Here is a 25,486-nt window from a genome sequence, read left to right on the forward strand (position 1 = left end):
CGGCTGAAGCCGCTCCTACAAGGGGTTGTGGCGGGCCTACGGCGCCTTGGACGGCACGAACGGCGAGACCGGGTCGCTGGCCGGGAAGGTTTCCTCCAGCGCCTCGTCCTGGTTGCTGTCGGCACGGTGCTGGCGCGCCCGGTCTTCGCCCGTGGCATCCGGCGCCGCCTCGGGCGCATGCCGGTCCGCGCCGGTGCGCGGTTCGTGTTCGACGATGGTCTCGGGGCGATCGCCGGCGCCGCGGTCCTCGCGGTCCTGGCCGTCGCGCTTGCCGCGTTGTTCGCCGGGGACCGCGCCGGTCCGACGCAGTGGGTCGGTGGGTGTGGACATGGCCGATTCCTTGTTGCGAGTGGACAGCCGACGCTACGCCCGCGGCGTTGAGGTTCCGGTGAAACCGCCACCACTCGCATCGCGTCCACGCGCTTGTCACGACTGCCTAACGGCACCGGCGCTACTGCTGCCTACCCCCCGCCGCCGATGCCGCCCGGAACTCCCGCCATGCGCCCCAGCGACCGCCCCGCCCCGCTGCTGTTCAATGCCCACCTGGACCCGTTGCCGCCGGCGGCGCATCGCCGCGGCGCCGGCCCGCGTCCGCACGACGCGCCGGACTATCGCCAGTACAGCCTGGCCGACTACCGGCAGCGCCGCGCGCGCCACGGCACCGCGTGGCGCGACCTGTGCCCGGCCTACGCGTTCGCGCTGCGCACCCACGCCGGCGGCTGGCCGCGCGGGCCGGTGGCCGACACCGACGGCGAACTGGCCGCGCACTGGGAGCAGGTGCGCGGCGAATCGCAGCTGGACTGGCGCCAGGCGCGGCCGGTGATCGAGGACGCCTGGCAGGCGCTGGACCACCTGCCGGCGCCGGCGCTGCGCGTGGAGGCGCACTGATGGCGCGCCCGATCTGGACCGGCACCCTGTCCTTCGGCCTGCTCAACGTGCCGGTGGCGCTGATGTCCGGCGAACGCCGCATCGACCTGCACTTCCGCATGCTCGACTCGCGCGACAAGCGCCCGATCCGCTTCGAGCGGGTCAACGCCGACACCGGCGAAGAGGTGCCGTGGAAGGACATCGTCAAGGCCTACGAGTACAGCAAGGGCAACTACGTGGTGGTCGAGCAGAAGGACATCGCCTCGGCCGCGCCGGAGAGCCACGAGACGGTGGAGGTGGAGGCCTTCGTCGATGCCGCCGACATCGACCTGCGCTATTTCGAGAAGCCCTACGTGCTGGTGCCGGGCAAGAAGGCGGAGAAGGGCTACGTGCTGCTGCGCGAGACGCTGCGCGCCACCGGCAAGGTCGGCATCGCGCGGGTGGTGATCCGCACCCGCGAATACCTGTCGGCGGTGCTGCCGCAGCAGGACGCGCTGGTGCTGATCCTGCTGCGCTACCCGCAGGAACTGGTCGATCTGGAGGACTACACGCTACCCAGCGGCAAGGCCGCCGACTACCGGATCAGCGCCAAGGAAACCGAGATGGCCGCGCAGCTGATCGGCTCGATGTCGGGCAAGTGGGATCCGTCGGCCTATCACGACGAATTCCGCGAACGCCTGCACGCGGTGATCCAGAAGCGGATCAAGGCGCAGGAAGGCACCGCGCAGGTGGACGACGAGGCCGACGCGCCGCAGCGCGAGGACGCCGCCACCAATGTGGTGGATTTCATGTCGCTGCTGCAGAAGAGCCTGGACGCCAAGCGCCGCACTCCGGCGAAGAAGGCGGAGGCGTCCGTGCCGGTGCGCAAGACCGCGAAAACGCCGGCCAAGAAAGCGGTGAAGAAGGCGGCCAAGCCTGGCGCGAAATCCGCGGGCAAGGCCAAGCCGGCGAAGAAGACCGCCGCAAGCAAGGCGCCGGCGCGGCGCAAGGCGGGGTAGGGCGCGATGACGCTGCGCGAGTACGCCCGCAAGCGCCGCTTCGGCGCGACTCCGGAACCGGCCGACGACAGTGTCGCCGCACCGTCGCGGCGGCCGATCTTCGTGGTGCAGCTGCACCACGCCAGTTCGCGCCACTACGATTTCCGCCTGGAAGCCGACGGCGTGCTGAAGAGCTGGGCGGTGCCGAAGGGGCCGTCGCTGCGGGTGGGCGAAAAGCGCCTGGCGGTGCAGGTGGAGGACCATCCGCTGTCCTATGCGGGTTTCGCCGGCGATATCCCCGACGGCCATTACGGCGCCGGCCATGTCGATGTGTTCGACCACGGCACCTGGTCGTGCGACGGCGAGCCGCTGGCCGCGATCGCCGCCGGCAAGCTGGATTTCGTGCTGCACGGCGAGCGCCTCAACGGCAATTGGAAACTGGTGCGCACCGCGCTGCGCGGCAAGCAGCCGCAATGGCTGCTGATCAAGCGCGACGATGCGTTCGCCGCCGATCGCGAGGCCGACGACCTGCTGCAGGAACCGCCGGCATCCTCGTCCGCACCGAAGCGTGCGGCCAAGGCCACCAAGCCCATCAAGGCCGGCAGGACTTCCAAGAAAACCGCGGCTGCCGCAGCGCCGGCCACGTCAGCCGCAGCAGGTGCGACGGCCAAACCCGCCGCGCGGCCGCGGCGCGGCGATGCGGCCTGGCGCAAGCGCGCGCTGGCCCTGGACGGCGCGCGCGACCGTCCGTGCCCGCCCGGCGAGCGCGCGCAGCTGACCACGCTGCGCGAGCGCGCGCCCGACGGCGCGCAGTGGCTGCACGAGATCAAGTGGGACGGCTACCGCCTGCTCGCCGATCTGGACGCCGGCCAGGCGACGCTGCGTTCGCGCAACGACCAGGCCTGGACCGAGAGCTTCCCCGAGGTCGCGCACGCGGTGCAGGCCCTGCCGGTGAGCCAGGCGTGGCTGGACGGCGAACTGGTGGTGCTCGATGCCGATGGCCGCAGCGATTTCTCCGCGTTGCAGCGGGTCATCGACGGCAGCTCCAGGCAGCCGCTGCGCTACCTGGTGTTCGACCTGCTCGGCGTGGCCGGCGTGGACCTGCGCGAGGTCCCGCTGCTGCAGCGCAAGCAGTTGTTGCGCGCGCTGCTCGGCGAGACGCCGGGTGTGCTGGCCTACAGCGACCACGTGCTCGGCCATGGCCCGGAGGTGTTCGCCGCGGCGGCGGCGAAGGGCTACGAGGGCGTGGTCAGCAAGCGCGTGGACGCGCGCCACCACGGCGGCCGCGGCGGCGACTGGGTCAAGACCAAGCACGAGAACAGCGACGACTTCGTCATCGTCGGCTACACCGACCCCAAGGGCGCGCGCAGCGGCTTCGGTTCGCTGCTGCTGGCGCAGCGCCGCGATGGCGGGTTGCGCTATGTCGGCCGTGTCGGCACCGGCTTCGACGAATCCGGATTGCGGCGGATGACGGCGCAGCTGAAGGCGCTGCAGCGCGAGCAGGCGGTGGTGGACATTCCCGCGCATGCGCCGTTCCCGCGGCGCAGCGTGCACTGGGTGCAGCCGCAGCTGGTGGCCGAAGTCGCCTTCCGCGGCTGGGCCAAGGAAGGGCTGCTGCGCCAGGCCGCGTTCAAGCGCCTGCGCGAGGACAAGCCGCTGCAGGATCTGGGCGGGGATCGCGCGCCACCACCACCACCGGCGGCAAGCCAGGGCAGTCATGCCGTGGCGGCGCGCGCTGCGGCATCGGCAAAGAAGACCGCGCCGGCCGCGCGCGGATCGGCCAGGCCGGCGAAACGCAGCGCTTCGGCCGGCGATGGCGCGAAAAACGGCGTCGCCAAGCGCAAACCGGCGACCGCCAAGCCCGCGCCGCGCGCAAGCACCGCGGCGCAGAAAGCCGATTCCTCCGCCAGCGCCGATGCCGCGGCCGCGGCGGTTGTCATCACCCACCCGGAGCGCGTGGTGTACCCCGGCGCCGGCATCAGCAAGGGCGAGGTCGCCGCGTACTACCGCGCCATCGCGCCATGGCTGCTGCAGGAAGTTTCCAACCGTCCGCTGTCGCTGCTGCGCTGTCCCGATGGTGCCGGCGGCGAGTGCTTCTTCCAGAAACACAACAACCGCGCGCTCGGCGAGCACGTGCACGCGATCGCGCTGGAGCAGAAGAGCGGCACCGAGGACTACCTGTACATCGACGATCTCGCCGGCCTGCTGGAGCTGGTGCAGATGAACACCCTGGAGCTGCATCCCTGGGGGTCGAGCGTGGACGATCCCGAGCACCCGGACCGGCTGGTGTTCGACCTGGATCCGGGCGAGGGCGTGAGCTGGGCGCAGATCAAGTCCGCCGCGCGCGAGATCCGCACCCGCCTGCGCGAGACCGGCCTGGAGAGCTTCGTGCGCCTGTCCGGCGGCAAGGGCCTGCACGTGGTGGTGCCGATCGTGCCCGGCGCGGACTGGGAGCAGGCGCGCGATTTCTGCGAAGCCTTCGCCCAGGCGCTGGCAGCCTCGGCGCCCGAGCGCTACGTGGCCACGATGAGCAAGGCCAAGCGCAACGGGGTGATCTTCGTCGACTGGCTGCGCAACGGCCGCGGCAATACCAGCGTGTGTTCGTGGTCGCTGCGCGCACGCGAGCACGCCACCGTGGCGGTGCCGCTGCGCTGGGAGGAACTGGCCCGCATCGCCTCGCCGCAGGCGTTCCCGCTGGCCAAGGCGCTGCAGCGCGCCGCGCGGCTGCGCGAGCATCCGTGGAAGGAGATGGCGACGCTGCGGCAGCGGTTGCCCGGGAGCTGATTCCTCCAGCCCCGCGTCCGCCGCCCGCGCCGCGCGCCCGGTGCCGCCACCGCGCCCGCGTCGGCACCGCGCGCGGGCCATGCTAGGCTGCGCCGCTTCTGGATAGGGACGAAAGGATTCGACCATGCTGCGGATGCGACTGTGCGTTTTCGTGCTGGCCTGGCTGTGCGCCGTGCCGGCGTTCGCAGCCGACCGCTTCGATGCCGTGCTGACGGCGATCCAGGGCAGCGCCATCGAGGCCGAGCAGGTGCGTGCCTCGGTGCAGGCCTCGCCGACGCTGCGCGAGCAGCTGCTGCAACTGGCCGATGCCGGTCAATTGCAGCGCATCCGCATCGTCGCCGAGCAGCCGGTGGTGAAGGACCATGCGTTCGCCGCCGCAGCGCTCGACAACGACCTGGTGCTGAGCAGCGGGTTGCTGCAGCAGCTGCGCGACGCGCCACGCCCACATGCGCTGCGCAGCGGCGACGTGGCGGCCGACAACCTGGTGTTCGTGCTCGCGCACCTGGCGGTGCATCTGGCGGTCAGCGAGCGCCAGGCCCAGTTCGATCGCGCGCTGGCCGAGAAGGTCGCAGCCGGCATGCGCGAAGCGCAGGCCAAGGGCACCGACTTCGACGCCACGCCGGTGGCGCAGGAGGCACTGAACCACAACATGGCGATCGAGGCCGACGCCTACATCGCCGGCTGGAATGCTGTGGTCGACGCCGCGCAGCAGCAACAACGCGGCACCGCCGACCCAGCGCCGAGCGAAGCGCAGCGCGCGATGCTGCTCGGGCCGCTGATCCTGAGCCTGCGCTACGGCAAGGTGTTGGAACGGGCGATGGACGGTGCCGAGGACAAGCACGTGGTGCTCGGCGCCGACGGCATCCGCCCCGACGCCCGCAACGTGTATGCCATCGCCAAGGCGCTGATGGACGGCGGCATGCTCGAGATCGAATGACCGCAACGCGCGTCGGCGGCGTCAGGCCGCGCGCGATGCGTACCGGCGCGCTCAGCCGTGGTCGCCGTCGCAGGCGCGCCAGTGCTTGCCCTTCGGCGTCTGCCCGATCCCCGGATTGAAGCTGTTGGTCGGGTCCAGCGCGCGGTAGAACGCCGCCAGCGCCGGCTTGGCGCGGTACAGGTGGCCGACGTTGTGCTCGGCCGGATACTCGGCGCCGCGCCGGTCCAGCAGTTCCCACATCGCGTGCTCGATCGCCAGCGGATCGTGGCCCTTGCGCACCAGGTAGTCCTGGTGGAACACGTGGCAGAAGAAGTGGCCGTAGTAGAGCTTGCCGAGCAGCGCGCGCTCCAGCTCCGGCGGCAGCGTCTCCTGCCAGTCGCGGTCGTTGCGGCGCAGCGCCACGTCCAGCGCGACGATGTCGGCGACCGTGTCGCGATGCACCTGGCGGTAGCGCACCGCCGCGCCGGCCACCGCGAAGCGGTGCAGGAAGGCCTTGCGGCCCTCGTCCGCGTCGCAGCGGAAGTAGGCGCCGCTGTCGCGGCCGGCGAAGTGGCCGGCCAGGAATGCATCGGTCGCCGCGGCGTCCTGCGTGGACACGCGCAGCAGCAGGTGGTGCTCGAAGCGGTCGCGGTAGGTGCGCAGGCGCGGCGGCAGGTGGTCGGGCAGCAGCTCGGTGAAGGCCTGCAGCGCGCGGTCGGCCAGGCCGGGCAGGCCCAGCGCCTCGCACCAGCCGTCCACGCGGCTCTTCAGCGCGAAGGCCCGGGGCACCGCATCGGTGCCGAAGCGGTCGATCAGCAGGAAGGTGTCCTTGCCGTAGCGCGCGCCGATGTCGAACGCGTCGCGGTGCAGGTATTCGCCGCTGATCGGCGGTCGCGCGAAGGCGGTGAGCAGGCCGCGGCGCAGCGCGGTCAGGTCGTCGGTGGCGTTGCTGCCGATGTAGAAGACCGTACTGTCCTCGCGCGGGAACGTGTCCAGCCGCACCGCGAACACGCACAGCCGCCCGGCCGAGCCGGAGGCCTCGTAGTGCCGCGCCGGGTCGGCGTTGAAGCGGGCCGGCGTGTCCGCGTCCACGTCGCGCACGTGCGCGGCGTAGTCCGGGTCGGAGGCGGCGAGGGCAGGGTCGTCGTGGATGTCGGCGGCGGCGTAGTCGCCCGCCTGCAGCCGGGCCAGGATCTGCTCGGGCGTGTCGCCCAGCGCGATGCCGAGGTGGTTCACCAGCCGCAGCGCGCCGTCGGCGCCGAGCTGCGCGAACAGCGCCAGCTCGGTATAGGCCGGGCCGCGCCGCACCAGCGCGCCGCCGGAGTTGTTGCACACCCCGCCCAGCACCGAGGCGCCGATGCACGAGGAGCCGATCACCGAATGCGGCTCGCGCTGCAGCGGCCGCAGCTGCCGCTCCAGCGCATCCAGGGTGGCGCCGGGCAGGCACACCACCTGGCGGCCGTCGTGCAGCAGCTGCACGCCCTGCAGGCGCAGCGTGCTGATCAACACGATCTGCCGGTCGTAGCCGTCGCCGTCCGGGGTCGAGCCGCCGGTGAGCCCGGTGTTGGCCGCCTGCACGATGACGATGCGGCCGGCGGCGACCACCGCCTGCAGCACCCGCCACAGTTCCAGCAGCGTGCCCGGCCGCGCCACCGCCAGCACCCGGCCTTCGCCGAAGCGGTAGCCCTTGCGGAAGCGCCGTGTCGCCCGGTCGCCGACCAGCACGTGGCGGCGGCCCACCGCGTCGCGCAGCTGGTGCAGCAGGCGTGCTTCGGCAACCGGAGCGTTCATGCGCGCGCCGGCCCTATGGCGACACCGTGCTTTCGCGCGTGACCCGCGCCAGCGAATCGCGCGAGATCGCCGCGATCGACTTCGCCCCGGTCAGCGTCATCGCCACCCGCATCTCCTTCTCCACCAGGGTCAGCAGGTTCTCCACCCCGGCCTGGCCGGCCGCGGCCAGCGCGTAGACGAAGGCGCGGCCGAGCAGCACCGCGTCGGCGCCCAGCGCGAGCATGCGCACCACGTCCAGGCCGCTGCGGATGCCGGAGTCGGCCAGGATCTTCAGCTCGCCCTTCACCGCGTCGGCGATCGCCGGCAGCGCGCGCGCGCTGGACAGCACGCCGTCGAGCTGGCGCCCGCCATGGTTGGAGACCACGATGCCGTCGGCGCCGAAGCGCACCGCGTCGCGCGCATCGTCGGGATCCAGGATGCCCTTGATCACCATCGGCCCGGTCCAGAACTCGCGGATCCACTCCAGGTCCTTCCACGAGATCGACGGGTCGAAGTTCGCGCCCAGCCAGCCGATGTAGTCGGCCAGCCCGGTCGGGCTGCCGCGGTAGGCGGAGATGTTGCCCAGGTCGTGCGGGCGCCCCAGCAGGCCCACGTCCCAGGCCCAGCGCGGATGGGTCGCGGCCTGCAGCATGCGCCGCAGCGGCGCATTGGGCCCGCTCATGCCCGAGTGCGCGTCGCGGTAGCGCGCGCCGGGCGTGGGCATGTCCACGGTGAACACCAGCGTGGTCACGCCGGCGGCCTTGGCCCGTTCCAGCGCGTTGCGCATGAAGCCGCGGTCCTTGAGCACGTACAGCTGGAACCACATCGGCCGGTCGATCGCCGGCGCCACTTCCTCGATCGGGCACACCGACACCGTGGACAGGGTGAACGGCACGCCCTTGGCCGCCGCCGCGCGCGCGGCCTGCACCTCGCCGCGGCGCGCGTACATGCCGGTCAGCCCGACCGGGGCCAGGGCCAGCGGCAGCGCCAGGCGCTCGCCGAACAGCTCGGTCTGCAGGCTCAGCTCGGCCATGTCGCGCAGCACCCGCTGGCGCAGCGCGATGTCGGCCAGGTCGGCGACGTTGCGCCGCAGCGTGTGCTCGGCGTAGGCGCCGCCGTCGATGTAGTGGAACAGGAATGGCGGCAGCCGCGCCTGGGCGGCGGCGCGGTAGTCGGAAGCGGCGGAAATGATCATCGGCGCGGTCGTCAGGGAGGGGAGGGCAGGCGCGAGGCGCGCGCACGGCGCGCCTCGTCTTCGTCGAGGCTGCGCAGCGAGGTGTGCACGAAGGCCAGGTGCGCGTGCGCGGCATCGCGCGCGCGTTCCGGCTCGCCGGCCAGGATCGCGTCGCGCAGCGCGCGGTGTTGCGCCAGCAGCGGGGCGAAGGTGCGCGGCGACTGGAACAGCTTGTGCCGGCTCTGCGAGATGTTGGTCTGCAGCAGGTCGAACAGGCCGCGCATCACCTGCAGCAGCACGCGGTTGTGCGCGGCCTCGGCGATGGCCAGGTGGAAATCGGCGTCGGCGCGCGCCTCGGCCGCCGCATCGCCCTGCGCATGCGCCTGCAGCATCGCCTCGAACGCGGCGGCGATGCGCGCGCGGTCGGCGTCGGTGGCGCGCAGCGCGGCATGCCAGGCGGTGGCGCCTTCCAGCGCGTGGCGGGTCTCCAGCACGTCGAAGCGGTATTCCGGATCGCCCTGCAGCAGCGGCAGGAACGGCTGCAGCGGCGCCACCACCCGTTCCTCGGGCGTGTGCGCACGCTGCACGTAGGTGCCGCCGCCGGCGCGCGCGCGCAGCAGGCCCTGGCTGGCGAGCTGGGCGATCGCCTCGCGCAACGCGGTGCGCGACACGCCCAGTTCCAGCGCCAGCGCGCGCTCGGCCGGCAGGCGCGCGTCGGCCTGCAGCCCGCGCTGCGCGATCAGCGCCCGCAGCTGCGCGGCGACGCGATCGCTGAGGCGGGTGCCGCCGGCAGTGGGCGCGGCAGCGTCCGGGGCCGGAGCGGGCGGGGCGCGGCGCGCCGTCGGCCGTCGCGCTGGGGCTGCCTTCGCAGGCGCCGATAAATTGGTCATACCAATGGCTGCCGACAGAACGAGTGGTGGCCATTACATCGCGGCGCACTCTGCCAGGTCAACCGCCTGTGGCGGACTATCCCGGGATATTGGTCATACCAATTACAACATCGCGTACCGCGCCATCGTCGCCGCCAGCGCGAAAAGCAGCGCCAGCAGCACCAGTTCGACGGAGACGATGCGCGACAACGCGGCCACCTGCGGCGGCGCCGGCACGAATCCCGGCTGCACGCGTGCCTGCCGGCGCCAGTGCAGCAGGCGCAGCGTCGGCAGCAGCGACAGCAGCCCGATCGCCGCGAACACGCCCAGCTTGGCCCAGAACCACGGGTTGTGCAGGTAGTAGTCCGGGCCCTTGAGCCCGTAGCGCACGCGCAGGCCGCCGACCACCAGGATCAGCAGCGCCGCCACCCCGTAGGCGGCATCCGCGCGCAGCAGCCGCGCCAGCCGCGCGGCCTGCGGCGGTTCGCGCAGCAGGGTCCACTCGACCACCAACGCGACGGTCAGCAGCAGGACCGCGAGGTGATGGAGGACGGCCAGCAGCAGGTCGCGCGCGAGCATCGGCGGCCACTCACCAGACGAACGGCAGCAGGCGCCAGCTGTGCGCGGCGTAGTCGGGGTACTCGCGCGGGAACGCCTGGGTCAGCGCGGCTTCCTCCACGCGGATGCGGCGCAGGAACGCCCAGGTCACCGGCAGCACGATCGCCAGCAGCGACAGCACGTTGCCAAGGCCGACCGCCAGTCCATAGAACGCCAGCAGCGCGCCGGTGTAGGAGGGATGGCGCAGGTGCCGGTACGGCCCGTGGCGGATCAACCGGTGGCCGTCCTGGATGGTCACGTCCACGGTGAACCAGCGCGCCAGTACCCGGATCGACCACAGCCGCAGCGCCAGGCCGCCGGCCAGCAGCGCGCAGCCCAGCCAGCGCGCCGGTTCCTGCCACGCCGGCGCATAGCGCCACACGCCCAGGAAGGACAGCAGCACCGCCACCGCCACCGCCGCGTACAGCACGCGCCACAGCAGCTGCAGCGTGCCCTGGTCGCGCGCGCCGCCATCGGCCGCGCGGCGGCGGTGGCTGAGCAGCATCTCGTAGCCGCCCCAGCACGCGCCCAGCAGCATGAACAGCAGATCGGGATGTCGCAGGCTCAGGTGCATCGTCGTGTCCTCGTGGAGTGCGCCAGTGTCGGTGTACGCCATTGCGCCTGCGGCTGGGTGAACGCCCTGCCGCCGCCGCGATGGCCTGGCGCCAGTGTGGCCGCGGCGGCGCGCGCGGACAGTGGCCGCTGGTCATCGATCCGACCTGCCGGAAGTCACTTTCGGCGCCGGCCCCATTGCCGGCGCGGCGGTGCGCGGTCAGCATGCGCCGCATGTATCGCTTCCTGCACGATCAGATCGAACCCAAGCGCCTGGCCGGGCTGGTCACCGTGGCGACCGTGCTGTGGTCGTTCCAGCTGCAGCCGCAGGCGCCGGCGGCCTGGCGTTGGCCGGTGGCCGGCCTGTTCGTGCTGTTGTTGCTTGGCTACCGATTCCTGCCCGCGCCGCGTCTGCGCGATGCCGCGCTGTGGCTGCAAGCCGTCGCGGCGCTGGCCCTGGTGTGGCTGGAACCGAGCGTCGGCACCGCACCGGTGCTGCTGGTGGTGGTGGTCGCGCAGGTGGCATTGCTGTGGGAGCCGCGCCGGGTCTTGGCGCTGGCGATCCTGGCCAACCTGGGCACGTTCCTGCTGCTGTCCACGGCTGGTTTCAAGCGTGCGTTGCTGACCACCCTGATCTACGCCGGCTTCCACGCCTTCGCCGCCCTGACTGCGCACTACGCGCGCACCACCGAGATCGCCCGCGAGGCGCTGGCCCGGGTCAACGCCGACCTGCTGGCCACGCGCGCGCTGTTGGCCGACAGCGCGCGCGATGCCGAACGCCTGCGCTTGGCGCGCGAGCTGCACGATGTGGCCGGGCACAAGCTGACCGCGATGCGGATCAACCTGCGCCTGCTGCTCGCCGACCCGGAGCTGGCGCGGCGCGAGGAACTCGGCGCGGTCGAGCGCCTGTCCGGCGAACTGCTGGCCGACATCCGCAACGTGGTGCAGTCGCTGCGCGACGACCGCGGCCTGGACCTGGAAACCGCGCTGCGCGCACTGGCCGCGCCGTTCCCGCGGCCGCAGCTGCACTTGCAGATCGAACCCGGCGTGCGCATCACCGACCCGCAACTGGCCGAGACCCTGCTGCGGCTGGTGCAGGAAGCGCTGACCAACGCCGCGCGGCATGCCGATGCCGGCGAGGTGCGCGTGCGCCTGCGCCACGAGGATGCGCAGCTGCGCCTGGACATCGAGGACGACGGCCGCCGCGCCGAGCGCATCCAGGAAGGCAACGGCATCGCCGGCATGCGCGAGCGCCTGGCCGCGCTGCGCGGCCGCCTCGAGCTGGGCCGCACGCCGCTGGGCGGCATGCAGCTGACCGCAAGGCTGCCGCTGTGAGCGGCTTGCGCGTCGCCCTGGCCGACGACCAGGTCCTGGTGCGCGCCGGCCTGCGCGCGCTGCTGCAGACCCAGGGCATCGCCGTGGCCTGCGAGGCCGGCGACGGCGAGGCGCTGCTGGCCGCGCTGGCGGCCACGCCGGTGGACGTGGTGCTCAGCGACATCCGCATGCCCGGCATGGACGGCATCCAGGCCCTGCAACAGCTGCGCGCGCGCGGCGACGCCACCCCGGTGCTGCTGCTCACCACCTTCGACGACGCCGACCTGCTGCTGCGCGCCACCGACGCCGGCGCGCAGGGCTTCCTGCTCAAGGACGCCGCGCCCGAGGACCTGCGCGACGCGATCGTGCGCGTGGCCGCCGGCGAGACCCTGCTGCAGCCGGTCAGCACCGACCCGGTGCGCGCGCGCTACCGCTACCGCGACGAGGACGCCCCGCGCGACACCTTCAACGAACGCGAAGTGGCGATCCTGCGCCTGCTCGCCGGCGGCTATTCGAACAAGGAGATCGCGCGCAGCCTGTTCCTGGCGGAGGGCACGGTGAAGAATTACGTCTCCACGATCCTGGACAAGCTCGGCACCCGCGACCGCACCCGCGCGGTGCTCAAGGCGATCACGCTGCGGATCATCTGAGCGGGCGGACACGGCACGCGTGTCGCGAGACCGGCGGTGGATGCAGTCGCGACTGAAGTCGCTCCCACAAAGGCAACGCCCGCTGCAGGAATACCGCAGCCCTCGTCTTCAGTGTGGGAGCGACTTCAGTCGCGACGCGCAGACCCGCGACGGCTGCAGCCAAAGCGGCATGCTCGGAACACGTTCCATCCATCAGCCGTGCCAGTCCAGCGCCCAGTCTCACAGGTCCGCACCAAGACAGCCGCCGCATGCGGCGGCGCCTCCATACGATGCCGTCTGCTGCACCCGGCCCTTCTGCACGCGCGCCGCAGACATTAAGATGCCGCGGGGCATCTTGCCGAGAGGACACCACGTTGATCATCCACCCGAAAGTTCGCGGTTTCATCTGCACCACCACGCATCCGCTCGGCTGCGAGCGCAACGTGCTCGAGCAGATCGAGGCCACCCGCGCGCGCGGCGTCCGCGGCGACGGGCCGAAGAAGGTGCTGGTGATCGGCGCCTCCAGCGGCTACGGCCTGGCCTCGCGCATCACTGCCGCGTTCGGCTTCGGCGCCGACACGCTGGGCGTGTTCTTCGAAAAGCCGGGCAGCGACAAGAAGGCCGGCACCGCCGGCTGGTACAACTCCGCTGCCTTTGACAAATTCGCCAAGGCGCAGGGCCTGTACAGCAAGTCGATCAACGGCGACGCGTTCTCCGACGCCGCGCGCGCGCAGGTGATCGAACTGGTCAAGACCGAGATGGGCGGCCAGGTCGACCTGGTGGTGTATTCGCTGGCCTCGCCGGTGCGCAAGCTGCCCGATACCGGCGAAGTGAAGCGCTCGGCGCTCAAGCCGATCGGCCAGACCTACACCGCCACCGCGATCGACACCAACAAGGACACGATCATCGAGGCCTCGATCGAGCCGGCCACCGAGCAGGAGATCGCAGACACCGTCACCGTGATGGGCGGCCAGGACTGGGAACTGTGGATCGACGCGCTGGAAGGCGCCGGCGTGCTCGCCCCGGGCGCGCGCACCGTGGCCTTCAGCTACATCGGCACCGAGATCACCTGGCCGATCTACTGGCATGGCGCGCTGGGCAAGGCCAAGGTGGACCTGGACCAGACCGCGCAGCGCCTGGACGCGCGCCTGCAGCGCAACGGCGGCACCGCCAACGTGGCGGTGCTCAAGTCGGTGGTGACCCAGGCCAGCGCGGCGATCCCGGTGATGCCGCTGTACATCTCCATGGTCTACAAGATCATGAAGGAAAAGGGCCTGCACGAAGGCACCATCGACCAGCTCGACCGCCTGTACCGCGAGCGCCTGTACCGCGAGGACGGCCAGCCGGCGGCCACCGACGAGCAGAACCGGCTGCGCCTGGACGACTGGGAACTGCGCGACGACGTGCAGGACGCCTGCAAGGCGCTGTGGCCGCAGGTCACCACCGAGAACCTGTTCCAGCTCACCGACTACGCCGGCTACAAGCACGAGTTCCTCAAGCTGTTCGGCTTCGAGCGCAAGGACGTGGACTACGACGCCGACGTGGATCCGGACGTGCGGTTCGATTGCATCGAGCTGTAGAGAGCCGGGATTCGGGATGGCGGGATTGGGGATGCGGCCAGCAGCGATGCCGGCCGTTTTTCTGTGAGTGCCTGTCGCGGCTGAAGCCGCTCCTACACAAGCGTGCATCTCCCCTGTAGAGCGGCGTCAGCCGCACGGCCGGCACCGATCTTCGGCCGCCGCGCTCAGCGGAAAACAGCGATGTCGATCGCGTCCGCCATGGCCGCATAGCCGGCATCGTTGGGGTGGAGCCGGTCGCGCGAGGCGAAGCGGGCTTGAAGCTGGAGCGGATGCTCGGCATCGCGCAGGACCGCATCGAAATCGATCACTGCATCGAACGCGCCGCTGTTGCGGATCCAGGCGTTGACCGCCTGCCGCGCCGCCTCTTTCTGCGGCGAGTAAAAGCCGGGGACCGTAGCGCCGGCGAAGGGCGTCAGGGTTGCGCCGATCGCCTTGATCCCATGGTCGTGCGCGCGCGCGATGAGTTGCCGGTAGGCACCGATGACTTGCTCCGCGGTCCTGACCTCCGTCGGCGGCGCAAAGTAACGCGAACCGATCTTGACCCCTGGCGCGGCGATGTCGTTGATCCCTTCCAGGAGCACGATATGCGTCACGCCCGGCAGCGACAGGACATCCCGGTCGAAGCGGGCCAAGCCGCTTGCGCCGTACCCTTCATGTTGCAACTGATTGCCCGCGATCCCGGCATTCACCACGGACAAACCGGGATCGGCCGCCGCCACGCGCTGCGCGAATTGCGCCGGCCAGCTGCGGTCCGCGTCGGTGGTGGATCCCGCACCGTCGGTGATCGAATCTCCGAATGCCACCAGCAACCGCTGCGAGCGCACCTGCGGCACCAGCACCGAGGTGAGCGCGATGGACGAGGTGGATGTCGCGGCCGGCGCGATACTTGTCTCTCGCGTGTGGTCGCCGGGCACGCTCACCACGGCGTGCTTCAGCGCCAGGGAGTGCAGCGTGCTGGACGTGACCCGTTCCGGAAAGAACAGGCTGATGCTGACCTGCGCGCCCGGCGCGACCTGCAGTTCGACCGGATCGCTGAGCACGGGGGCGCCTGCGGGAACGCTGACGGAGGAATTCCCGCCGAAAGTGAGCGGGCGCAGCGAACCCGGTTCCACGGTCGAAGCATCCGTCGCCACGGCGACGGATGCCGAACCGATCGTCAGCGGCGACGAACCGAGTTCGTTGGACAATCTGACCCGCAACCGGGCACCGCCCACGGACATGCGCACCCGCTGCCGCACCGTCTGCCCGTCGATGTTCGCCAGTGGCTCTTCCGCATCGGCTTCCCCGACCTGAGGACTGGTGGCCCAGCTGGCGATCCATCCCGGCTGAGCCAACGCCGCCTGTGCGTAGGAGGGGCGGGGGCATGCGCCGCCCAGCAATGCGGCGACGAAGGCGGCGGCGATCGAGATGCGGCTCATGGGCGCACGACGGCCTGACGGGAAGCGTCCATGAAGGTCTGGGAAATGGCCGGAAGGGCCTGCAGTCTAGCGAGAACCGCCGGTCCCCGGCGCGACGCGGGAAACCAAGACAGCCACTGCGCCGGGCATTGCAGGAAGGTCCGCGCCAATCCGCACATGGAAACCGCCCGGTACCTGAAGCGTGTCGCAGCTCGCGGCTGGAGCCGTTCCTGTAAAGGCGGGGATTCGAAATTAGGGATTCGGGATTCGTGGTGGCGTCGATGCCGCGTTTTGCATGGGCGTCTTGGCATTGCGACTCCTGTCGCGGCTGAAGCCGCTCCTACAAAAAGCGCGCGCGCTGTTCCCTGTAGGAGCCGCTTCAGCCGCGACAGGAATCACGAATCGCCAGCAACGCCAGGTCACACGCAAAAACGCCGCAACCAGCGCTCTTACGAATCCCCAATCCCAACTCCCCAATCCCGGCTTTTCACCGCTTCACATCGAACCGCGCCGTCCCCACGCAGGCCTGCACGTCGGCCGCGCCCAGCGGATGGAAATCGCCCGGCACCGAGTGCTTCAGGCAGCCGGCGGCCAGGCCGAAGCGGATCGTGGCGGTGTCGTCCCAGTCCTGGCTCAGGCCATGCAGCACGCCCGCGGCGAAGGCGTCGCCGCCGCCGATGCGGTCGACGATGCCGGTCAACTCCTCGGTCGGCGCCTGCGCCACGCGGCCGTCGCGGCGCAGCAGCAGCGCGCCCAGGCTGTGATGGTCCACGCTGTGCGCCACGCGCTGGGTGCAGGCCATCGCCTGCAGCTGCGGGAACGCGGCGAAGGCGTCGCGCGCGCCGGCTTCCACCCGCGCCTGCGCGCTGTCCTGCGGATACTGGTGGCCCAGCACCACGCCCAGGTCGCGGTAGTCGGCGAACAGCACGTCGGCCTGCGCCAGCAGCTGGCGCAGGATGCCCGGCGCGTCGCCGTTCCAGGCCTCCCACAGCTTGGGCCGGTAGTTGCCGTCGAACGACACGCGCACGCCCAGCGCGCGAGCGCTGCGCGCCGCCGCCAGCGCAGCGGCCGCGCCGCGTTCGCCCAGCGCCGGGGTCACCCCGGACAGGTGCAGCCACTGCGCCCCGTGCAGCAGCGCCGGCCAGTCGTAGGCCTCCGCCTCGGCCAGCGCGAATGCAGAACCGGCGCGGTCGTAGGTCACTTCGCTGGGGCGGTGCCCGGCGCCGGTGGTCAGGAAGTACAGGCCCATGCGCCCGGGCACGAAGCGCACGCCGCGGGTGTCCACGCCGTGCCGGCGCAGCTCGCCGGCGGCCGCCTCGCCCAGCGGGTTGTCCGGCAGCACGCTGACCATCGCCACGTCGTGGCCGAAATGCGCCAGCGACACGCCGACATTGGCCTCGGCGCCGCCCACGTGCACGTCCAGGCGCGGCGACTGCAGCAGGCGTTCGTGGCCGGGGGCGCCCAGGCGCAGCAACAGTTCGCCGAAGCAGACGATGCGGGAGGGGGTCATGGCAGGGAACATCCTGGTCGCGCGAAGAGGGGACCAAGCATGCCGGGAACGGCCGCCACGGCCAAGTGGTTTGACTATCGGTGTCATTTTACGCGGCGGCAAACCCCGCCGCACTAGGCCGGCCATGCCGCGCCAGGCACGGCTTTGTGCCGAAAGCCCGCAAATCCTGGCCATTTTCTGTTGCGCTGCAAGATGCCGCAATGTTTCGCAACTGTTAACGTCGGTTTTGACCAGCGGTGTCATCCGCGGCAACACCCCGAAATATCACGCAGTTCATGTAACCCTTGGGAGGGGAGGACATGCAATCTCGTACCGCACGCCGGAAGACACCGGTTACCTTGCTCGCGCTCTCGATCGGTCTGGCCCTGCAGGCCGGCATCGTCCAGGCACAGGACGTCCCCGCGCAGGACCCCGCGCCCGCCACCACCGGCTCCACGGAACCGGCCACCCAGCTCGACACGGTCACCGTCACCGGCTACCGCGCCAGCGTGGAGAAGGCGCTGGACCTCAAGCGCGGCGAGACCGGCATGGTCGACGCCATCGTGGCCGAGGACATCGCCAACTTCCCCGACCTCAACCTGGCCGAATCGCTGCAGCGCATCCCCGGCGTGGTCATCACCCGCGACGCCGGCGAAGGCCGCAACATCTCGGTGCGCGGCCTCGGCCCGGACTTCACCCGGGTGCGGGTCAACGGCATGGAAGCGCTGACCACGGTCGGCGGCTCGGACCAGTCCGGCGGCTCCAACCGCAGCCGCGGCTTCGACTTCAACGTGTTCGCCTCGGACCTGTTCACCCAGCTGGTGGTGCGCAAGACCGCCTCGGCCGACGTCGAGGAAGGCTCGCTCGGCGCCACCGTGGACCTGAAGACCGCGCGCCCGTTCGACTACGACGGCTTCACCCTGGCCGCCAGCGGCCAGGCCAGCTACAACGACATGGCCGAGAAGGCCGACCCGCGCGTGGCCGGGCTGATCGCCAACACCTGGGCCGACGGCACCTTCGGCGCGCTGCTGTCGGTGGCGTACTCGGAGCGGCAGATCCTGGAAGAGGGCAGCAACAGCGGGCGCTGGGCCAACGGCCCGAGCAACGGCAACTTCAGCGCCGCCTCGCCGTTCGCCGCCGCGCGCAGCGCCGACGTGTTCCACCCGCGCTTCCCGCGCTACACGCTGATGGAGCACGAGCAGAAGCGCACCGGCGTGACCGGCTCGCTGCAGTGGAAGCCGGGCAAGGACACCGAGTTCTCGCTGGACGGCCTGTATTCCAAGATCGACGCCAAGCGCACCGAGAAGTACATCGAGGCGATCTCCTTCAGCCGCGGCGCCTCGCAGGGCGGCAAGCCGCAGACCATCGTCAAGAACGGCTACATCGACCCGAACACCGGCGCGCTGCTGTACGGCGAGTTCGACGATGTGGATATCCGCTCCGAGCAGCGCTACGACGAGTGGAATACCGTGTTCAAGCAGCTCACCCTCAACGGCGAGCACAAGTTCAGCGACGTGTTCAAGATCGACGGCCAGATCGGTACCTCCAGCTCCAAGCACGAGAACCCGATCCAGACCACCATCATCATGGACAAGCTCAACGTCGACGGTTACTCGTACGACTACCGCGGCAACAGCCGCTCGCCGGTGTTCAACTACGGCGTGGATCCCACCGACGGCAGCGGCTGGACCCTGGCCGAGATCCGCCTGCGTCCGCAGTACGTGGAAAACACCTTCGACACCGGCAGCCTGAACTTCGAGTGGACCCTGGGCCCGGGCTTCAGCCTGCGCGGCGGCGTGCTGGCCAAGGACTACACGTTCAAGACCAAGGAACTGCGCCGCGCGTCGGAAGTGTCGGTGCCGACCTTCGCCGGCGGCACCCGCATCGTGCCGATCAACATGACCGAACTGGCCAGCCTCGGCGGCGTCAGCGGCCATCCCGGCAGCTGGGTGGTGCCGGACCTGGACGCGGTGGCCAACGCGCTGGACATCTACAGCGGCACCGGTACCTTCGCCCTGGCCGAGCGCGCAGTGAACACGCGCAGCGTCGAGGAGAAGGACCGCGGCGCCTGGTTGATGGGCCAGTTCGGCTTCGACATCGGCCCGGTGCCGGTCAACGGCAACCTCGGCGTGCGCTACGTCAAGACCAAACAGGAATCCACCGGCTACGCCACCGTCGGCAGCGCGCTGGTGCAGACCACGGTCAACCGCGAGTACAACGACACGCTGCCCTCGCTGAACCTGGTCGCCGAGATCTCGCCGGACTTCCTGGTGCGCTTCGGCGCGGCCAAGGTGATGTCGCGCCCGGGCCTGGGCAGCCTGACCCCGGGCGTCACGGTCAACGTCTCCGGCGGTGCGCGCACCGTCAGCGGCGGCAACCCAGACCTGGAGCCGATCCGCGCCAAGACTGCCGACCTGGGCTTCGAGTGGTACTTCCAGGAAGGCGCGATGCTGGGCCTGGCGGTGTTCTACAAGGACATCGACAGCTTCGTGCAGACCACCCGCGTGGTGCAGCCGTACTCGTCCAGCGGCCTGCCGGCCAGCCTGCTCGAGGGCACCGGCGCAAGCGTCACCGACGACTTCGTGTTCAGCGTGCCGCTCAACACCCCGGGCGGCGACCTGAAGGGCGCCGAGTTCAACTACACCCAGCCCTTCGCGTTCCTGCCGGGCAAGTGGAGCAACCTCGGCCTGCAGCTGAACTACACCTACGTCGATTCGAAGATCCAGTACCTGACCTCGACCGGTGCCGCTTCGCTGGAAACCGACCTGACCGGCCTGTCCAAGAACTCGTACAACGGCACCCTGTTCTACGAAGGCGAGCAGCTCAGCGCGCGCGTGTCCTACACCCACCGCGACAAGTACCTGACCCAGGTGCCGGCCACCGAAACCGGCTTCGACGTGCACGGCATGACCGCGGTCAACACGGTGGACGCCTCGATCAGCTGGAAGATCGACGACCACCTGGAGCTGAGCCTGGAAGGCATCAACCTGACCAACGAACCGTCCGACGAATGGGTCGGCTCGACCTCGCAGCTGCCCTTGCAGTACAGCGAGACCGGCCGCCAGTACCTGCTGGGCGTGCGCTACAAGTTCTGAGCCGTGCGTCCGCCGGTGCCGCGCCCTGTGCGCGGCACCGGCAGCGCGCCGCTGCCTGCATACTCGCCGGATCGGGGGTAGGGAGGATCGCCACGCGGCGGCACGCGCACACGGCGATCGCAAAGGAGCGACATGAAAGAGGCAATCCGCCGCAGCGCCACCCGCGCCGCGGCCCGCGCCGCCGGCGCCATGACCAACCTGTGGGAGCGACTTCAGTCGCGACGCGCCTTACCGACAACGCCCGCCGTCGCCCCCTGTAGGAGCGGCTTCAGCCGCGACAGACACCCACCGTCGCACGAGATCGCACCGCCCACGCGCCGCACCGTGCCGGCCGGCCCACGCCAACCGCCCCGCAACACCGCCAACCGCACCATGGCCCACTGCCTGGCCATCCTGTCCTGCCTGGCACCCCCCGCCTTCGCCGCACCCACCACCACCGCCCCCGACCTCCTGTTCCGCGTCTCCGCTGACCACGGCTTCGACGCCGACATCGCCCAGGGCGACGCAAAACCCAACTTCCGCGACAAGGTCGCCCTCGTCCCCACCGGCGTCAAAGGCCAGGCGATCGAATGGGCCGACGACGGCGTGCTCGCCTGGAACGCCCCCGGCAACCTCTACACCCAACGCGGCACGCTGTCCTTCTTCTGGCGCTCACGCTATCCGGTGGGCGAAGCGCCGTTCGTGATCTTCCGCGTCGGCTACGCCGACCACAGCAGCTGGGACATGGCCTGGTTGCGCATCGACTGGAACGGCCACGGCTTCGACGCCTTCGTCACCGACGCCAACCTGGCGCGCACCCGCGTGTCGTTCACCCTCGACAAGAACCCAAGCGCCAGCGCCTGGACCCACCTCGCCTTCGCCTGGGACGAAACCCGCGGCGTGCGCCTGTACGTGGACGGCAAGGAAGCCGCGCGCGTCGACTGCGCGCAGGCCTGCGCCGACGGCGGCTCGCTCGACTTCGACGCCGCGCTCGACCAACTCGGCCTGGCCGGGCGGGTGATGGCCCCGCACCAGGTGCAGAGCCGCTACAACTTCCTGCGCGGCAGCGACGTCGACGAGATCCGCGTCTACGACCGCATGCTCGACGCCGCCGGCGCCGCGGCCCTGGCGCGCCAGCAGGAACCGCGCAGCGCCGAAGCGCCGCCCGAGCCCGCCGCGCGCAACGCCTGGCTGCACCGCTACGGCTGGGACCACGGCCGCGCACCGCCCGTGCTGGACGCACCATCCACCCGCATCCGCAAGGTCGAGTTCGCCGACGCCAAGGACCTCAAGCAGTGGATGTGGAAGGCCACCGACGGCATCGCCGAGACCACCTGGCCCGGCGTCTACAACCGCTCGCGCCTGCCCGGCCGCGACGACTACTTCCAGCTGCCGGACTGGAACGTCTACGTCGAAGGCGGCAAGGCGCTGGACCTGGCGCTACCGGACGAACCGTTCAACCGCATCGAACTGCGCGGCGCCGCCTACGGCCAGGCCAGCTACGCCGCCGCCGGCGAAACACCCGCGCCGCTGTTCCAGCGCAGCCAAGGCACCGTGCGCAGCGTCGACCAGTTCGAACGCCGCCGCGGCGGCCACCTGCGCTTCACCAACACCGCGCAGGAAACCCCGATCCAGGAAATCTGGGCCTACGACGTCAGCGCCGGCGCACCGCCGTCCGCTCCCAGCGCCACCCTCAGCTACACCGTGCGCAGCGACATCGCACCCGACTACGCCAACCTCGCCGCGCTACGCGGCTACATCGCCGGCCGCTATCCGCCGGCCGAACGCAGCACCGTGGTCGCGCTGCCGAGCAAGGCGCCGGCGCGCAAGCGCGGCGATGAAAAACCCGCTACGCCGCCGCTGCCCATCGTGCACGTGCTGATCCCCTCCAGCCTCGGCGACGCCCCGCCGGACCAACCGCTGATGCGCAGCTGGTCCTACGGCTGGGAGAACATGCACGACGGCATGGACGGCATCGCCATCGACCTGCCGGCGCTGGACCTGCCCGCCACCCACGATGGCCTGATCCCGCTCAACCTCCGCGTCAAGGACCCGATCTGGCCGGCGCGCGACATGCTCGACGTGTCGGTGTCGGTCAAACCCGGCCAGGCGCGCACGCTGTGGCTGGACCTGCGCGACCGCATCCTCGGCAACGACAGCCTGATGCTCAGCATCGCCTCCGCCGCGCCGGGCTTCGATGCGCGCGCGCTGGACGGCACGCAGATCCGCCTGCTGTTCAAGCCGCGCGACCAGGCAAAGGCCGAACACATCGCCGACCGCTTCAACCAGGTCAAGGACAACTGGGGCTTCCTGGTCGAGGAACACACCACCTCCAAGCGCCAGTTGCTGTACGCGCGCCTGGATGCCGACATCAACGACCTGCTGCGCGTGGACCCGGACAACGCGCTCGGCCGCGAATACTGGAACGACATCAGCTACGGCAACCAGGGCGCGCTGCCGGTGCAGCTGCCCACCCCGCCCAAGGGCGTGCCGGCCTGGGCGTTCTGGCAGCTGGAAGACCTCAAGGCCACGCGCCGCTATATCAACTGGTGGATCGACCAGCGCCAGGTGGCCTACGGCGATTTCGGCGGCGGCATCTCCGACGATTCCGACCTCACCCAGCAATGGCCCGGCGTGGCCCTGATGGGCGTGGACCCGGACAAGCTCAACGCCTCGCTCACCGCGCTGTCCGACGCCAACTACCGCAACGGCATGTTCACCGACGGCCTGTCCACCATCGAGACCGACGAACTGCATTCCTACGAGGAAGGCATCAACATCAACAGCGCCATGCTCTACCTCAACTGGGGCGACCCGCTGACGGTGGAGCGGCTGATGCGCACGGTGAAGGCCTTCGACCGCATCATCCAGGTCAACCCGCAAGGCCACCTGCTGTTCGCCAGCAACTGGTTCGGCGGGCGCAAGGTCTACCGCGAGCCGAACTGGCAGTGGCAGAAACCCTACTCGTTCCCGATCCTGCACCCAGCCATGCTGCTCGGCGGCTACAACGCCGATCCCAACAGCCGCCGCATCGTCACCGGCCTGGCCGACGGCTACCTGGCCCACGCCTACACCAACGCCAAGGGCCAATGGGCGCTGCCCAACGAGATCAACTGGAAAACCGGCAAGACCCGCGGCGGCGACCTGTTCGAAGGCAGCGGCGGCGCCGACACCCTGCACACCTTCTGGGCCGCCTACCGCTGGACCGGCGAGGCGCGCTACCTCAAGCCCATCGACTACCGCGTGGCCAACGCCGGCCCCAACGGCCTGTCGCTGCTCAACGAAAACGTCCTCGACGTGCTCGGCAAGCGCGACAGTTGGGGCGCCGACCTCGCCAAGGCGGCGGCCGACGCGAACGCTGGCGACACCCCGGACTTCGCCAATCATGTCGCCTGGGAACAGAACGGCGACCCCCGCTGGCTGGAAACCCTGTACCGCGCCGAGACCCGCGACAAGCTGCAGAGCTTCTACATGAACACCGAAGGCCACTGGTGGAGCGACCGCGTCGAATCGCCCACCGTGAACCTGCAGCGCGCCCGCCTGGGCGGCGTGGCCCTCAAGCGCAACCAGACCTACCCCGGCCACACCGTCAGCTGGCGCTTCGCCGACCCCGAAGGCGCCGTGCAGGTCGCCCTGCTGCTGCCCAAACCGCGCCAGGACCGCTTCACCGTCATTGGCTACAACACCAGCGGCAAGCTGCAGCGGGCGCAGATGACCGGCTGGAACGTCGCCGCCGGGCAATGGCGCATGCGTTCGGGCCTCGATCGCGATGGCGACGGACGCATCGACGGCAAGCCCGCCACGCGCGAATTCGCGTTCGAGAAGAGCGGGGCGGTGGACGTGGAATTCCCGGCCGGCAAGACGGTGGTGATGGAATTTGAATTGATCGCGCCTGCCGCGGTGCCGGTCGAACAGCGGCCGGATCTGGGAATCGGGCGTGGCGATGTGCGGGTGACTGGCGACGCCATCGAGGTCACCGTGCACAGCCTGGGCCATGCGGATGCGCCGGCGGGATTCGTGGTGCTGGAAGACGCGCGTGGCCGGGAACTGGCGCGGGTGGCGTTTGCTGCTTTGGAGGCGCCGCGGGATTTGGAGCCGCGGACTGCGAATGTGCGGTTAGTGGTACCTCGCAGTGGCGCCAAGGGCGGCCGATTGCGGGTGGTGACGGAAAATGAGATTGCAGAGGTTACGCAACTCAATAACTCGACGCAGCTGCCTTGATCGAGAGGTCTATAAGCAGGTAACGAACACCAATAATGCAGTTGGCGGGAAGAGTCGAACGCGTCGCTTGAGAGTGACGCCATTTGTCTCCCAGCGCCGCTGCAAGTCGTGATACAACGGGATCGTCAATTCGGGGGGAAGGGACATCCATGGACTTTATTGACCAACTGCGCCTGCTCGCTGCGCGTATCGTTAGCACGCGCGCGATGATTCAAACCGAAGAGGCCACCAAGAACGCAATGGTGATGCCTCTGATCCAGATCCTTGGATACAACGTCTTCGACCCACTCGAAGTCACGCCAGAGATCGTGGCCGATATCGGCACCAAGAAAGGCGAGAAGGTCGATTACGCCATCTTGCGCGACGGCAAGCCAATCATCTTGTTCGAGTGCAAGAAAGCAGGCGGTGACCTAAGCATCAACCATGCGGCGCAACTCTTTCGCTACTTCCATGTGACCGAAGCGCGCTTTGGCGTGCTCACCAATGGATTGCTCTATCGGTTCTTCACCGATCTGGAGCAGCCCAACAAGATGGACGAAAAGCCATTCTTCGAGTTCAACATCCTCGACTTCAAGGAACGCGATGTCGATGAACTCAAAAAGTTCGCGAAGACCGCATTCGATCTGGACGCGATACTGACCACGGCGAACGAGCTGAAATATACGCGGGCCATTCAGACACGCCTCGCCGAATGGATGGCGCAACCATCCGAAGAGTTCGTGCGGCTTGTTTCTTCAGATCTAATCGGGACGCGCAGATTCACGCCAGCAGTGAGAGATCAGTTCACGTTTATCACTCGCCGCGCTTTCGAGCAGCTCGTTGGCGAGAAAATAAACGAGCGGCTGAAAGGCGCTATGTCGCCGGAGTCCCTATCGGTTCCCGACCTTGTTCAGGCGCCAGTCGCTGCCACAGCAGAGGCGGCGGTTCCGCCATCCACGGCAGAGCCGCAGTCGGTAACGTCTCAGGAAGAGGTGGAGGGGTTCCATATCGTTCGCGCAATCGTGCGGGAGCTGGTCAGCACCAAGCGTATCGTCATGCGGGATGCGATGAGCTACTGCGCGATTCTCCTTGACGACAACAACAGAAGGCCCATTTGCAGGTTACGCTTTAACAATCTGGAAAAGCTCAAGCTCGGTTTGTTCAATCAGAACAAGGAAGAAGAGATTGTCAACATCGAATCGCCAGATGACATCTACAACCATGCCGAGCAAATTAGGTCGATGGTGTCGTCATATTTGCCGCGTGAGTAAGCCGTTATCCGGGATTCGACACATTA

18 protein-coding genes are annotated in these 25,486 nt (G+C 69.7%); 10 read left to right on the forward strand and 8 right to left on the reverse strand.

The window, feature by feature from the left end:
- Nucleotides 1-36 precede the first annotated feature (36 nt).
- Nucleotides 37-330, reverse strand: coding sequence for a hypothetical protein (locus AB3X10_RS00170; protein WP_369978009.1), 294 nt, complete (start codon nt 328-330; stop codon nt 37-39).
- 168 nt (nt 331-498) lie between these two features.
- Here AB3X10_RS00170 and AB3X10_RS00175 point away from each other — a divergent pair, with 168 nt between their 5' ends.
- The 4 genes from AB3X10_RS00175 to AB3X10_RS00190 all read left to right on the forward strand — a co-directional run bounded on the left by AB3X10_RS00175 (nt 499) and on the right by AB3X10_RS00190 (nt 5,565).
- On the forward strand, nt 499-888 hold the full coding sequence (locus AB3X10_RS00175) for a hypothetical protein (RefSeq protein ID WP_369978011.1): 390 nt from the start codon (nt 499-501) through the stop codon (nt 886-888).
- Nucleotides 888-1,865, forward strand: a complete 978-nt coding sequence (locus tag AB3X10_RS00180) for a Ku protein (protein ID WP_369978013.1) — start codon at nt 888-890, stop codon at nt 1,863-1,865. Before AB3X10_RS00175 ends, AB3X10_RS00180 begins: the two co-directional genes overlap by 1 nt.
- 6 nt (nt 1,866-1,871) lie before the next feature.
- A complete protein-coding gene (gene ligD / locus AB3X10_RS00185) occupies nt 1,872-4,628 on the forward strand; it encodes a DNA ligase D (RefSeq protein WP_369978014.1) in 2,757 nt (918 codons plus the stop codon).
- Between the two features lie 124 nt (nt 4,629-4,752).
- Complete coding sequence (locus AB3X10_RS00190) at nt 4,753-5,565, forward strand: hypothetical protein (RefSeq protein WP_369978015.1); 813 nt, start codon at nt 4,753-4,755, stop codon at nt 5,563-5,565.
- A gap of 51 nt (nt 5,566-5,616) precedes the next feature.
- Here AB3X10_RS00190 and dld read toward each other — a convergent pair whose 3' ends face one another.
- From dld to AB3X10_RS00215, 5 genes are all read right to left on the reverse strand, one after another.
- The gene (gene dld, locus AB3X10_RS00195) at nt 5,617-7,335 is read right to left on the reverse strand and encodes a D-lactate dehydrogenase (RefSeq protein WP_369978017.1); all 1,719 of its coding nucleotides are present in this window, start codon (nt 7,333-7,335) and stop codon (nt 5,617-5,619) included.
- Between the two features lie 13 nt (nt 7,336-7,348).
- Nucleotides 7,349-8,509, reverse strand: coding sequence for an FMN-dependent L-lactate dehydrogenase LldD (gene lldD, locus AB3X10_RS00200; protein WP_369978019.1), 1,161 nt, complete (start codon nt 8,507-8,509; stop codon nt 7,349-7,351).
- A gap of 11 nt (nt 8,510-8,520) precedes the next feature.
- Nucleotides 8,521-9,378 (reverse strand): transcriptional regulator LldR, encoded by an 858-nt coding sequence (gene lldR / locus AB3X10_RS00205; protein ID WP_369978021.1) that lies wholly within the window; start codon nt 9,376-9,378, stop codon nt 8,521-8,523.
- A gap of 102 nt (nt 9,379-9,480) precedes the next feature.
- Entirely contained in the window at nt 9,481-9,936 is a 456-nt protein-coding gene (locus AB3X10_RS00210) for a DUF2214 family protein (protein WP_369978025.1), read from the reverse strand.
- A 10-nt stretch (nt 9,937-9,946) separates the two neighbouring features.
- Complete coding sequence (locus AB3X10_RS00215) at nt 9,947-10,528, reverse strand: methyltransferase family protein (RefSeq protein WP_369981980.1); 582 nt, start codon at nt 10,526-10,528, stop codon at nt 9,947-9,949.
- Between the two features lie 212 nt (nt 10,529-10,740).
- Between AB3X10_RS00215 and AB3X10_RS00220 the strand changes: the two genes are divergently transcribed.
- The 3 genes from AB3X10_RS00220 to fabV all read left to right on the forward strand — a co-directional run bounded on the left by AB3X10_RS00220 (nt 10,741) and on the right by fabV (nt 14,029).
- Complete coding sequence (locus AB3X10_RS00220) at nt 10,741-11,841, forward strand: sensor histidine kinase (protein WP_369978027.1); 1,101 nt, start codon at nt 10,741-10,743, stop codon at nt 11,839-11,841.
- Nucleotides 11,838-12,470 (forward strand): response regulator, encoded by a 633-nt coding sequence (locus tag AB3X10_RS00225; RefSeq protein ID WP_369978029.1) that lies wholly within the window; start codon nt 11,838-11,840, stop codon nt 12,468-12,470. Before AB3X10_RS00220 ends, AB3X10_RS00225 begins: the two co-directional genes overlap by 4 nt.
- Nucleotides 12,471-12,823: 353 nt before the next feature.
- Complete coding sequence (gene fabV, locus AB3X10_RS00230) at nt 12,824-14,029, forward strand: enoyl-ACP reductase FabV (RefSeq protein WP_369978031.1); 1,206 nt, start codon at nt 12,824-12,826, stop codon at nt 14,027-14,029.
- A gap of 164 nt (nt 14,030-14,193) precedes the next feature.
- On the opposite strand, the gene AB3X10_RS00235 is transcribed toward fabV, so the two are convergent.
- Nucleotides 14,194-15,447, reverse strand: coding sequence for an SGNH/GDSL hydrolase family protein (locus AB3X10_RS00235; protein ID WP_369978033.1), 1,254 nt, complete (start codon nt 15,445-15,447; stop codon nt 14,194-14,196).
- A 466-nt stretch (nt 15,448-15,913) separates the two neighbouring features.
- Entirely contained in the window at nt 15,914-16,936 is a 1,023-nt protein-coding gene (locus AB3X10_RS00240; RefSeq protein ID WP_369978035.1) for a PfkB family carbohydrate kinase, read from the reverse strand.
- A 299-nt stretch (nt 16,937-17,235) separates the two neighbouring features.
- Here AB3X10_RS00240 and AB3X10_RS00245 point away from each other — a divergent pair, with 299 nt between their 5' ends.
- From AB3X10_RS00245 to AB3X10_RS00255, 3 genes are all read left to right on the forward strand, one after another.
- Entirely contained in the window at nt 17,236-20,010 is a 2,775-nt protein-coding gene (locus tag AB3X10_RS00245) for a TonB-dependent receptor (RefSeq protein WP_369978037.1), read from the forward strand.
- Nucleotides 20,011-20,382: 372 nt separating this feature from the next.
- Nucleotides 20,383-24,210 (forward strand): LamG-like jellyroll fold domain-containing protein, encoded by a 3,828-nt coding sequence (locus AB3X10_RS00250; RefSeq protein WP_369978039.1) that lies wholly within the window; start codon nt 20,383-20,385, stop codon nt 24,208-24,210.
- A gap of 149 nt (nt 24,211-24,359) precedes the next feature.
- Complete coding sequence (locus tag AB3X10_RS00255) at nt 24,360-25,460, forward strand: type I restriction endonuclease (protein WP_369978041.1); 1,101 nt, start codon at nt 24,360-24,362, stop codon at nt 25,458-25,460.
- The last annotated feature ends 26 nt before the right edge of the window (nt 25,461-25,486 follow it).

Origin of the sequence: Xanthomonas sp. DAR 80977 (genome assembly GCF_041240605.1) — a bacterium.
In the GTDB taxonomy this organism is placed as follows: domain Bacteria; phylum Pseudomonadota; class Gammaproteobacteria; order Xanthomonadales; family Xanthomonadaceae; genus Xanthomonas_A; species Xanthomonas_A bundabergensis.